The organism is Rhodococcus jostii NBRC 16295, from assembly GCF_001894825.1.
In the GTDB taxonomy this organism is placed as follows: domain Bacteria; phylum Actinomycetota; class Actinomycetes; order Mycobacteriales; family Mycobacteriaceae; genus Rhodococcus_F; species Rhodococcus_F jostii.
Genome location: NZ_BCWY01000036.1, coordinates 79039 through 90380, shown reverse-complemented (window position 1 = coordinate 90380; position 11342 = coordinate 79039). Strand labels below are relative to the sequence as shown.

12 protein-coding genes are annotated in these 11342 nt (G+C 65.8%); 9 read left to right on the top strand and 3 right to left on the bottom strand.

The window, feature by feature from the left end; translation table 11 throughout:
* Positions 1 to 314 (top strand): hypothetical protein (locus RJ1_RS47300; protein ID WP_218026506.1); only part of this gene is annotated, 314 nt, incomplete at its 5' end.
* A gap of 317 nt (positions 315 to 631) precedes the next feature.
* On the opposite strand, the gene RJ1_RS23125 is transcribed toward RJ1_RS47300, so the two are convergent.
* Positions 632 to 946, bottom strand: a complete 315-nt coding sequence (locus tag RJ1_RS23125; RefSeq protein WP_073364310.1) for a hypothetical protein — start codon at positions 944 to 946, stop codon at positions 632 to 634.
* A 78-nt stretch (positions 947 to 1024) separates the two neighbouring features.
* Positions 1025 to 1372 carry a hypothetical protein gene (locus RJ1_RS23120; RefSeq protein ID WP_240320111.1) on the bottom strand — a complete coding sequence of 116 codons (348 nt, stop codon included), beginning with the start codon at positions 1370 to 1372 and terminating at the stop codon, positions 1025 to 1027.
* A 64-nt stretch (positions 1373 to 1436) separates the two neighbouring features.
* Between RJ1_RS23120 and RJ1_RS23115 the strand changes: the two genes are divergently transcribed.
* Both RJ1_RS23115 and RJ1_RS23110 read left to right on the top strand, forming a co-directional pair.
* A complete protein-coding gene (locus RJ1_RS23115; RefSeq protein ID WP_073364308.1) occupies positions 1437 to 3638 on the top strand; it encodes an RNA degradosome polyphosphate kinase in 2202 nt (733 codons plus the stop codon).
* Between the two features lie 136 nt (positions 3639 to 3774).
* Positions 3775 to 4137 (top strand): three-helix bundle dimerization domain-containing protein, encoded by a 363-nt coding sequence (locus RJ1_RS23110; protein WP_073364307.1) that lies wholly within the window; start codon positions 3775 to 3777, stop codon positions 4135 to 4137.
* A 40-nt stretch (positions 4138 to 4177) separates the two neighbouring features.
* On the opposite strand, the gene RJ1_RS23105 is transcribed toward RJ1_RS23110, so the two are convergent.
* Positions 4178 to 4423 carry a hypothetical protein gene (locus tag RJ1_RS23105; protein WP_073364322.1) on the bottom strand — a complete coding sequence of 82 codons (246 nt, stop codon included), beginning with the start codon at positions 4421 to 4423 and terminating at the stop codon, positions 4178 to 4180.
* Between the two features lie 156 nt (positions 4424 to 4579).
* On the opposite strand from RJ1_RS23105, the gene phoU reads away from it, so the two are divergent.
* The 6 genes from phoU (at position 4580) to RJ1_RS23075 (ending at position 11322) form a co-directional block, all read left to right on the top strand.
* Positions 4580 to 5227: a phosphate signaling complex protein PhoU gene (gene phoU, locus RJ1_RS23100; RefSeq protein ID WP_073364305.1), complete on the top strand. Its 648-nt coding sequence runs from the start codon at positions 4580 to 4582 to the stop codon at positions 5225 to 5227.
* A gap of 238 nt (positions 5228 to 5465) precedes the next feature.
* The gene (locus tag RJ1_RS23095) at positions 5466 to 6116 is read left to right on the top strand and encodes a CPBP family intramembrane glutamic endopeptidase (RefSeq protein ID WP_073364304.1); all 651 of its coding nucleotides are present in this window, start codon (positions 5466 to 5468) and stop codon (positions 6114 to 6116) included.
* 479 nt (positions 6117 to 6595) lie between these two features.
* Positions 6596 to 7528, top strand: a complete 933-nt coding sequence (locus RJ1_RS23090) for a LysR family transcriptional regulator (protein WP_073364302.1) — start codon at positions 6596 to 6598, stop codon at positions 7526 to 7528.
* Between the two features lie 80 nt (positions 7529 to 7608).
* Entirely contained in the window at positions 7609 to 9312 is a 1704-nt protein-coding gene (locus RJ1_RS23085; RefSeq protein ID WP_073364300.1) for an AMP-dependent synthetase/ligase, read from the top strand.
* A gap of 172 nt (positions 9313 to 9484) precedes the next feature.
* The gene (locus RJ1_RS23080) at positions 9485 to 10720 is read left to right on the top strand and encodes an NAD(P)/FAD-dependent oxidoreductase (RefSeq protein WP_073364299.1); all 1236 of its coding nucleotides are present in this window, start codon (positions 9485 to 9487) and stop codon (positions 10718 to 10720) included.
* Positions 10717 to 11322, top strand: coding sequence for an SGNH/GDSL hydrolase family protein (locus RJ1_RS23075; protein WP_073364297.1), 606 nt, complete (start codon positions 10717 to 10719; stop codon positions 11320 to 11322). Before RJ1_RS23080 ends, RJ1_RS23075 begins: the two co-directional genes overlap by 4 nt.
* Positions 11323 to 11342 lie beyond the last annotated feature (20 nt).

Below are 11342 nucleotides of genomic sequence, written 5' to 3'. Positions count from 1 at the left end.
CCGTGAGCGATTGCGGCGCGAAGAAGCGCATTCATCAGGTCGCGGTGAGAACTGAATGTTGTTGCTGCGGTGGTGATGCGGCCGGGGAGGCGGGTGGTGACTTCCTGGAGGACCCAGGTGTTGCCGTCGGGGTCGGCGAAAGTGGCGTACGAGTTGTAGCTGCCGCGGGCGGGGTCGGGACCGGGGACGGGCCGTTGGCGGTGTCGTGGAAGATGTCGCTGACGGCGACGCCCGCGGCGACCAGTTGGTCGTGGGCAGCGGTGATGTCGGAGACGATGAGGAACGCTTGGCGGATCCCGGTGCGGCGGTGGTGAGGTGGGCGCCGAAGTGCACAGAGGTGCCGGCGCCGGTTGGGGTGAACTCGACGACGCCGGAGCCGGGCGGGGCGTCATCTTGTCGCCAGCCGAGGCTGGTGTAGAAGTCGGTAGCGCGGTCGACGTCGGTCACGGGGAGGACGAGGACCTCGAACTTCGTGTCGACAGTCGCGGTGGTGGTGACCGCCTCGCCCGCGCGAATTTCGGTCGTGCTCATGTTTGCCTTCTCGGGGTTCTCGACGCGGGGTGATGTGGAAGGGCGGGGTGGGGAGCGCTGTGCTCTGCCGGTCCCCGGGGGTAAGGGCGGTCGGGCTGCTCTACATCAGGGTGCTGCTGTTCCAGCCGACCAGGACCTGGTCGAGCACGGTGGTTTCGGCGCGGCGGTCCTGACGCTCGTCACGCTGGCGGTCGTGCCGGCGTTGCTGCTGCATGTCGTTGTCGCGGTCGAGCGGACTGTCATGGGTGACTGCGGCGGCGACGGGCTGCGCGGCGTTCGGCTGTGCGGTGGTGGCGTTCGCGGCGCCGACCGGGATGAGGCCGAGTGCGACGGTCGCGGCGGCGACGGCAACCAGGCGCTTCCAAGATGTGCTGGTGGTGGAGTGGGTGATCGGGTGGAGCTGCATGGTGCTCATGGGTGGGTGGTCCTAATCCGAGTGCCGCGGGCCCAGCGTCTGCGGCTAATCGAACGGTGTCCGGAAGGGCCGGGAACGTTACACCGGCCAACCCCAGATGTGATGTGCATCACTGCAGGGAGGTTGCTGCGGTGGATCGGGGTCGAGGTAGCGCAGCGGGGTGTGGGCATTCAGCAGCCAGGCCCCACCTTGTGCGGTGTGGCCGATGGGGAATGCGCGTGTTCCGTCGGTTGGGGTGCAAGCGGCGAGTGCGGTGACGGTTTCGCCGTGGGTGCACCACAGGGTGCCGGCGAGGTCGATGGTGTCCAAGGCGGCGCACCGTTCGTCGGCAGCGGCGTCCGGGGCGAGCAGCGGGTGCTTGCGGATGCGGTGGCCGCTTTGGCTTTCGAGAGCGAAGCTGCGGCGAGGGCTTGGTATTGGATGCATGGATTGGCGGTGGCTCGACGCCTACTGACTGTCCAGACTCGAATTCTCGAGGGATGATGGGGGAGTGAGCGACGGCGAAGCACACCCTCAGGACACCGACGTCGACGTGGAGGATGGAGGACACGACGGTCGCGTCCTTGCGCCCCCGCCGAGCATCCCGCCGCCGCCTGCCGTCACCAGCACCGTGCCGAGTGCGCTCATTGACGGGCTCCCCGAAGATCGTTACCTGAACCGCGAACTCAGCTGGCTCGATTTCAATTCCCGGGTACTCGCACTCGCCGAGGACACCTCGCTGCCGTTACTCGAGCGCGCCAAGTTTCTCGCGATCTTCTCCACCAACCTCGACGAATTCTTCATGGTCCGGGTCGCGGGTCTCAAACGCCGGGACGAGACGGGTCTGTCGGTCCGGTCCGCGGACGGACTCTCCCCGCGTGAGCAGCTGGCATTGATCGCCAAGCGCACCCAGGAGATCTCGTACCGACATGCGCGGGTGTTCATCGACTCGGTGCGCCCGGCGCTGGCCGCGGAAGGCATTTCGATCGTCCGCTGGTCCGATCTCGACGACGACGACCGTAGCCGGCTGTCGGTGCACTTCCAGGACCAGGTCTTCCCGGTCCTCACGCCGCTCGCCGTCGATCCCGCGCACCCGTTCCCCTACATCAGTGGACTCAGTCTCAACCTCGCGGTGACAGTGAAGGATGCCGAGTCCGGTGGGGAACACTTCGCCCGCGTCAAGGTCCCGTACAACGTGGGCAGGTTCGTGCGGGTCCGGCGCAACGACACCCCTGCGGCGATCGACGCGTTCCTCCCGATGGAGGAACTGATCTCGGCGCACCTCGACGCATTGTTCCCCGGCATGGAGATCGTCGAGCACCACGCGTTCCGGATCACCCGCAACGCCGACTTCGAGGTCGAGGAAGACCGGGACGAGGACCTCCTGCAGGCGCTGGAACGCGAACTGGCACGGCGACGCTTCGGTTCGCCGGTGCGGCTCGAGGTGGCCGACGACATGACCGAGCACATGCTCGACCTGCTGCTGCGCGAACTCGACGTCGATCCGGGTGATGTCATCCAGGTGCCGGGTCTGCTGGACCTGTCGTGCCTGTGGCAGGTGTATGCGGTCGACCGCCCGGCACTCAAGGACACACCGTTCGTTCCGGCGACCCATCCGGCGTTCGGTGAACGCGAAACCCCCAAGAGTATTTTTGCGACTCTCCGCGACGGTGACGTGCTCGTTCACCACCCCTACGACTCGTTCTCTACCAGCGTGCAACGGTTCATCGAGCAGGCTGCCGCCGACCCGCAGGTACTGGCGATCAAGCAGACCCTGTACCGCACCTCGGGCGATTCCCCCATCGTCGACGCGCTGATCGCCGCCGCCGAGGCAGGCAAACAGGTTGTGGCACTGGTCGAGATCAAGGCGCGATTCGACGAGCAGGCCAACATCGAGTGGGCCCGCAAACTGGAACGGGCCGGCGTGCACGTGGCGTACGGGCTGGTCGGGCTCAAGACACACTGCAAGACCTGCCTCGTGGTCCGGCGGGAGGGTTCCGCTATCCGGCGTTACTGCCACATCGGCACCGGGAACTACCACCCCAAGACCGCCCGGCTGTACGAGGACGTCGGTCTCCTCACCGCCGCTCCCGAGATCGGCGCCGACCTCACGGACCTCTTCAATTCCCTCACCGGACACTCGCGGAAGACGCAGTACCGCAACCTGCTTGTGGCACCCTACGGTGTGCGCCGGGGAATCGTCGAGCGCATCGACGGTGAGGTGGCACGCACACTCCGCGGCGAGGACGCGGGTATCCGCCTCAAGGCGAACGCGTTGGTCGACGAACAGGTGATCGACGCCCTCTACCTCGCGTCCAACGCCGGGGTGCCCGTACAGATCGTCGTCCGCGGAATCTGCGCCCTGAAACCGGGGGTGCCGGGACTGAGCGAGAACATCGAGGTCCGATCGATCCTCGGGCGCTTCCTCGAACACTCACGGGTCCTGCACTTCCGCGGGGCGGACGAGTTCTGGATCGGCAGCGCCGACATGATGCACCGCAATCTCGATCGTCGGGTGGAGGTCATGGCCCAGGTGAAAGATCCCCGGCTCACCGCGCAATTGGGCGACATGTTCGATTCGGCGCTCGATCCGAGGACCCGGTGCTGGGTGCTGCACCCCGACGGCAGCTGGGTGGCGTCCCCTGCCCACGGCGAGGACGTCCGCGAACATCAGCAGGCCCTGATGCGGGCCCGAACGGGCAGCGGGTCCTGATCACGGGGACGGCCCCGGTTGCGCAGTCGTGTGCGGCGCCGGAGCTCCCTCTCCCGACGGGAACCACCGGAATCCTGCCTCGAAGGTCGTCGATTCGCTCATTGACCCAGTCTGTGGCTCGGCGGAGGATTTCTACATGACGCACGATGAAGAGCTTCTGCACATCGACCAAGTCATCGACCGCCTCGGTGCGCGGTTCCCGGAACTTCCCAGGGAGAGCATCGAACAGGTGGTGCGTTCCGCGCACGAGCATTTCGCGAAGGGCAAGGTGCGTGATTTCGTTCCGCTTCTCGTCGAGCGGCTCGCCCGCGAGAAACTTCAGGGGCTGGTGCCCGTCATGCCTGTTGTGCCCGTGTCTCCGCCGAATGCCGGTTCCGAGGTGATCGGTTCCGAGGTGATCGGTTCCGAGGCGATCGCTCGTCGCCGGTGGTGGTCAGGCTTGCTGCGCGGCTGGTACCCGGACACGCGGATCGCGGGTGTCGTGGCGGCCCTGGGATAGCCGTTCCCGGCTCGGATCGGACATGATCCTCCGACCCGGGTCACCGACCCTCGAGGTCGTGTCCGTCGCTGAAGACGAGCCGACCGTCGTCCAGCGCGACGGCCCACCGTCGAATGGGCGCCCAGTCACGGCCCAGATGGGCGTTGGCGGCGACCTCGTCGCAGTAGTCCTCGACGACCGTGCCCGGTAACCGGGCGATGTGGTTGCCGCCGGTACCGTCGCGGAACCAGACCTTCGAGCCGACCGTGAACAGGCCTGGTTCGCTGCGGTTCGGTTGGTCGGGCACGAGTGTCATTCTCGCATGGAGGCGCAATGCACATGCCCGCGAGAAGACTGTTTCCCCCGACCCCGGAAGGGGGTATCCCCGGGCAGCGTGCCGCAGACCCCCGGGGTGGGTGTTTCGGACAGCCGAGTAATCGATCGCGAGAGGGAATCTGGGACGATGCGCGAACAATTCGACGAACAGCTCGAGGAGCTCAGGGAGGATCTGGTCGAGCTGTGTGCCTTTACGGTGGACGTGATCGATTGCGCAACCCGGGCCTTGCTCGACACCGACCTGCCCGCGGCCGACCGGGCCACCGAACTGAATGCTGAAATCGACACCCGGGGTCGGGAACTGGATCATCGTGCGCTCACTCTGATTGCTCGTCAGCAACCGGTGGCGCAGGACCTGAGGGCCTTGATCGGTGGCATGCACAACATCGCGGACCTGCGGCGGATGGGCAGCCTGGCGGCGCACATCGCCGAGGTGGCACGGCTGCACCACCCCGAGCCGGTCGTTCCCTACGAGCTGCGGGGCATCATCTCGGATATGGGGGCGGCGGCCACGGCACAGGCCGCGGCGGCCCGGGAAGTCCTGCGGACCCGAGACGAGGCGGCCGCATTGGACTTGATCTGGGCGGACGAGCGGACCGACGAGCTGCTCCGCAAGCTTTTCGCCGCCACAAAAAGCGACGACTGGCTGTATGGGGCCGCGTCCGCGGTGAACATCACACTGCTGGGCCGGTTCTATGAACGCTTCTGTGATCACACCGTCGAGATCAGTCGCCGCGTCATCTTCGTGATCACGGGAGATTTTCCCGACGAATGACTATTCGGGCTGGTGGGTCAGCAGGTCGGGCTTGTGCCGGGTTTCGCCGGCCGCCGGGTCGGCGTGGCCCATCCGCTCGAGGTGGGCACCGTTGTGCGCATTTTGATCGATGGAGATGCGGAAGCTGACGTCAGGGCTTCAACCCCACTAGCGACTCGAATGAATTCTCGATGACGACCTCGACAAGACTCGATCCGGCCACAACCGAAACAGCCCTTTCAGGGACTAGGGTGACGCGGTGACGACGCGGCGGTTTCGTAAGGCATATCTCGCGGGGGAGTACGCGCTGCTGTTCTTCGGACTGGCAAGCATCTACGCCGTCCTGCTACGGGGCACCAGTCCGATCCCGTTCCTTCTGGTACTTGGCCTGGCAGTCGTGACCTATCTGCTGCGGTCTTCCGGCTTCGATCGGGCCTCGCTGTGGCGTCCGCGAACACTTCCGTCTCAGGCGCATTCGATCGCGGTGCTCTGGTGTCTCGCTGCGGTAGGGCTCACCGTGGCCGTGGCGCTCCTGCACCCGAATCTGCTATTCGCCTTTCCGCGCGAGGACCCGCTGATCTGGGCCCTCGTGATGGTGTTGTATCCGTTGCTCAGTGTGTACCCGCAGGAGCTCATCTTCCGAGGGTTCGTGTTCCACAGGTATGCACCGGTTTTCGGCGAGGGTACCCGAATGGTCGCCGCGAGTGCCGCGGCATTCGGTTTTGTGCACATCGCGTTCGGCAGCTGGATATCCGTCGCAATGACGATCGTCGGCGGGTGGATATTCGCGACGAGATATCGTCGCACCCAGTCGCTGTTGACGGTCTCTGTCGAACACGCGTTGTACGGCATGCTCGTCTTCACGGTCGGGCTCGGCCAATTCTTCTATCACGGAGCCGCAGAAGCCTAGGCAGTGGTCGAGAACTCGCGATGGCCGGGCGTGTGCCGCGCGGAGAACCGAAGAAGCGGGCACCTGGTTTGGGTCTGTGATCATGAAGTCCCCGCCCAGAGCCCGCAACGTCATCATCGCCCGCTGGGCACGGTTGCGCGGTGCACTCGTCGTCGGTCCGCGACGCAGAGGGTCATTCTCGGACCGCTGTGGTGCGCCTTCTGGGCATCGAAATCGGATTGGTGAGGTAGTTCGCCAGGTAGTGTCGGAGACTCGCCGGTGGCGAGCATTTTCACGCTCTGTGTCAGGCGGACCGACAACTGGTCGGGATCAGTCAAGCGCTCGCACTCTCATAGACGAGATGTAGTCCCATTCATTCATCGCTCGCGTGTGTGGCTCTTGCTGTGTTTGCGCAGTTCACCCGCAGTTATGACGCCCCGCTAGCCTTTGCAGCACGAGCTACCGGACATTGAGGCGGCGCTCGCCGTCGGGGAGTGACTATGGAGTTCAGACATATCGTCTCGTTCATCACTATCGCCGAGGAACTACATTTCGGGCGGGCGGCGTCGCGGCTGCATCTGACCCAGCCGTCGCTCAGTGCGCAGTTGCAGAAGCTCGAGAAGTCGTTGGGGGTGCGACTCGTCGCACGCACGTCCCACGAGGTCAAGTTGACCTCCGCGGGCCGGGAATTCGAGGCTCAGGCTCGGTTGATCGTCACTCAGATGGAGAAGGCCGCGCGGATCGCGAGGGCGACCGCGGACGGGCGCTCGGGAGCCCTGAGCATCGGGTACAACATGCCGGCCAGCCGGCATGTCCTGCCGTCGGCGCTGGCGAAGATGAGTGCCGTGCATCCGGATGTCGTGGTGTCGTTGTGGGAGAAGCGGACGGGTCCGCAGCTCGCGGATCTGGCGGACGGCACGCTCGACATCGCCCTCGTGTACGGGCACCCGCGGACGGCGGATTTCCGGTACCGCCGGGTGCTGCGGAGGATTCCGTTGGTCGCTGTCGTGGGTAAGGGTCATGCCTGGGCGGGGCGGGCTGCGGTTCCGTTCGCCGAGCTCGCGACCCAGGAGTGCGTGATGTTTTCGCGTGATCAGTGCCCGGCGATGTACGACTCCATCTTCGGTGCGGCCTCCGACAGTCGGATCTCGCTGGACGTGGTGCAGACCGCGGATGATCCGGGGGCGACCGCGCATATGGTGTCGGTCAAGCCGTTGGTGGGGTTTGCGTCGTTGCCGCGCGCCAGTTCGGGTGGGCTCGGTGCGATGGGTGCGAATTCGGTGGCGGTGAAGTTGTTCGATCCGATTCCGACGATCGATTTGTATGCGGTGTGGCGGTCCGTCGAGGTGAATCCTGCGGTGTTCTCTTTCCTCGATTGCGTCGACAATTTCGATGAATTGCAGCGCAATGAGGGCGGCCTGGTCGCTATTTGATTTCGGCGATAGAATTCTTCTTTCGCACCTTTGTTTTGTGGTCATTGCCAATAATCGGTGATTGCCGAACAATTCTAAGCATGAATACTGTTTCTTTCTCCGGAAATGGCCTCGAATTATCCGACGAGAGCGGACTCTTTTCGGTGGTGAGCGCCACTGCCGCGACGGCCCCGCATCGAATTGCCCTGTGTTCCGGCGCGGACGGCGAAGTGTTGACGTGTGGTCTGCTCGCGGAGCGCACCCGGGCCCTGGCGTCTGCGCTTCTGGAGCGAGGCGTGTGCGCCGGCGACCGGATCGCAGTGCTCGGGCGCACGAGCCTCGAATGGGCGCTGCTCGACGTCGCGGCGCTGGCGATCGGTGCGGTCGTGGTACCGGTGTATCCGACGTCCTCCGACCTCCAGATCCGGCACGTCCTCACGGATTCGGGTTCCGTCCACTTCGCTGCGGAGACCGAGGGCGACGCGGGCCGGCTGACGGCGGCCGGCGCACCGCAGGCGTGGACGTTCGCGGACCTCGCGCGGTGGTCGTTCGGCCCGGTGCACGCTGAGCTCGACCCCCGGATCTCTACCGTCCGGGCCGACGACGCCGCGATGATCGTGTACACGAGCGGAACCACCGGGCTCGCGAAGGGCTGCGTGCTGACCCACCGCAACATGTATGCGGCCGCTGCAAATACGGTCCTGCAGACCGGGACCCTGTTCGGCGGTGACGGGCAGGACCAGGCGGTGACCGCGCACGCGCTCCCGCTCGCGCACGTGTTCGGTCAGACGATCCTGTTCGCGTGCCTCGTCGGCGGAACCCGCACGCATCTGCTACCCGGAATTCCCGATCTGCTTCCGGCCCTGCCCACCGTGCGGCCGACGTTCCTCGCCCTCGTGCCGTATGCGCTGGAGAAGATCCGGAAGGCGGCGCGCCGGACGCTGACGCCGGACGTCGAACGCGCCGCGGTCGAGGAGGGACTCGCCGTGCTGCGCGGGGTATCACCCGCAGGTGCCACGGGCGGTCCCGTCGCCGACCTGATGGGCGGGCGTCTCCAACAGGTGATCTCCGGCGGCGCGTCCCTCGACGACACGACCGCCGGATTCTTCGCGCACTTCGGAGTGAACATCCTCAACTGCTACGGGATGACCGAGACGGCGACCGCGGTGACAGTCAACGAGCCCCGCACGAACAGGCTGGGTACTGTCGGCCGCCCGATCCCCGGCACGACCGTCGCCATCGCGGACGACGGTGAGGTCCTGATCCGGGGTGCCAACGTGACCCCGGGTTACTGGGGTGCGGCGGCGGACAAGACACCCGTCGACGGCGACGGCTGGCTCCATACCGGTGACCTCGGCGAAATCGACCAGGACGGGTTTCTGCGTATCACCGGCCGGCGCAAGGAAATCCTCGTCACGAGTGGTGGAAAGAACGTCGCGCCGACGCCGCTCGAGGACCGGATCCGCCTGCACCCCCTCGTGAGCAACTGCATCGTGGTCGGTGACGGCCGCCCGTTCGTTTCGGCACTGCTCACCCTCGACCGCGACCGGTACGCGACGTGGCGGGAACAGAACGGGTGGTCCGACGGCGTCGACGACACCGGCCTGCGGGCGGAACTCCAGACGGCGGTCGACGACGCGAACACCCTCGTGTCCCGTGCGGAATCGATCCGGGAATTCCGGGTTGTCGACGGTGACTTCACGCTCGAAGCCGGCCTGTTGACATCCTCGTTGAAATTGCGCCGGGCACCGATCGAAAACGCCTACCGAGCCGAGATCGACGCGCTGTACGGGGTCCGGGTGTGAACTCCGCGACGCCTTCTCCGCAACATTCTCGTTAAATTCCGCCGCGCATGTTCTTCGCTCATAGCCGGTCTCGATCGTCCGATCATTTCGGGCGCTCTGAATAGATCGACCATAATTTCCGAAGAATACTCGGTCCCAGACAGGGTGACCGCGAAATAGGGAGTGATTCGAAATGTATGACGCCATTGTTGTCGGAGCCCGAGTGGCGGGTTCACCGCTGGCGATGCTGCTCGCCAGGCAGGGCTACCGCGTTCTCGCCGTTGATCGCACCAACTTTCCCAGCGACACGATCTCCACTCACTACGTCCACCAGGCGGGGCTGTCCCGCCTGCAGGCGTGGGGCCTGCTCGATGCCGTGATCGCCACCGGATGCCCGCCCATCCGTCACCTGAACTTCTCCTACACCGACATCGCTCTCGACGGTTTCGCCGACCCGATCGACGGGATCGATGCCGTGTACTGCCCGCGTCGCACCGTGCTCGACAAGATCCTCGTCGACGCGGCCGCCGAGTCGGGGGTTGAGGTGATCGAGCGGTTCACCGTCACCGATCTGATCGAGGAAGACGGCCGCGTCGTCGGCATCCGCGGCACCGAGGGCGACGGCGCGGAACTGGAGTTCCGGGCGTCCATCGTGGTCGGTGCCGACGGCGCCAACTCGATCGTCGCGAAGAAGGTCGGTGCCGAGGTCTACCGCGGTAGCCCCGGCGGATGCTTCGTCTACTACTCGTACTACTCGGGCATCGAGTGGGGCATGCATCACCGCACCGGGTTCGGGCGCCAGCAGTTCGCGTCCTGGCCCACCAACGACGGCCTGAGCCTTGTCGCGGTGATGCGCCCGCGGGATCAGTTCCGCGACTTCCGCGCGAACCCCGACGCGGGGGTCCAGGAAATCGTCGACGCGATCGACCCGAAGTACGGTGAAGACCTGCGGGACAATGCGACTCGCGAGGAACAGTTCCGCCCCATGCTGTACCCGGACAACTACTACCGGCAGTCCTTCGGACCGGGATGGGCGCTCGTCGGAGACGCCGGTTACCACAAGGATCCCTTCACCGGCTGGGGTATCACCGATGCGTTCAAGTACGCGGAGTTGCTGTCGCAGCGGATCGCCGAGGGTCTGAGCGGCGATCGGCCGATGGAGGAGGCGCTCGCCGACTACCAGCAGTCACGCGACGAGCAGAGCAACGGCACCTACGAGCTCACGACGAGCATCTCCGAGTTGACGCTGACCCCGTACTACGACTCGGTGTTCCGCGCGGCGAGCAAGAGCCCGCGCTACACGAAGAGGTTCTTCGGGCTCATCGCGGGCGGCATTCCCGGCGAGGACTTCTTCGCTCCGGAGAACCTCGCCGAGTTGTACGCGGAGGTCGACCTGCCCGAGTCCGACCGGCACCTCACGTCGGCATGACGGGGCAGGGCTTGACCGTCCTCGGCGACAGTTTCGTCGAGGGGAGGGGCGACCCGGTTCAGGACGGCGGTTACCGGGGCTGGGTGCCGCGGTTCGCAGGACAGATCGGTCTGCGCAGCAGCAGGGTTCGCAACCTCGGTACCCACGGCGCCACGACGGGCGATGTCGTCGAGACCCAGCTGGCGTCGGCGCTCGGTTCACGGGCACCGCTGGTCGGGGTGGTCGTGGGCGTCAACGATCTCGTCAGCGACTACGCGCCCGACCGCTTCGCCCGCAACCTGCGAACGATCTTCGGGGACCTGCGGGGCTCGGGTGCCACGGTGTTCACCGCGACCTACCCGGATATCCCTGCGAGGCTTCCCGTTCCGGACGGCTTCAAGTCTCTGCTGCGCGAGCGGTTCGCCGAGGCCAACGACGTTCTCGTCGACGTCGTCACAGACACGGGCAGCCTCCTGATCGACCTGAGAGCTGGCACCGAATGGGGCCGCGACGACATGTGGACGTCCGACGGGCTGCATCCGAGCCCGGAAGGCCACCGATCCTTCGCGGCCGCGGCCGCGGATCTGGTGTCCCGGGCCTCCGCCACCACCCTCGCCGCCTGAGCGACCCCGCCTTCATCCGA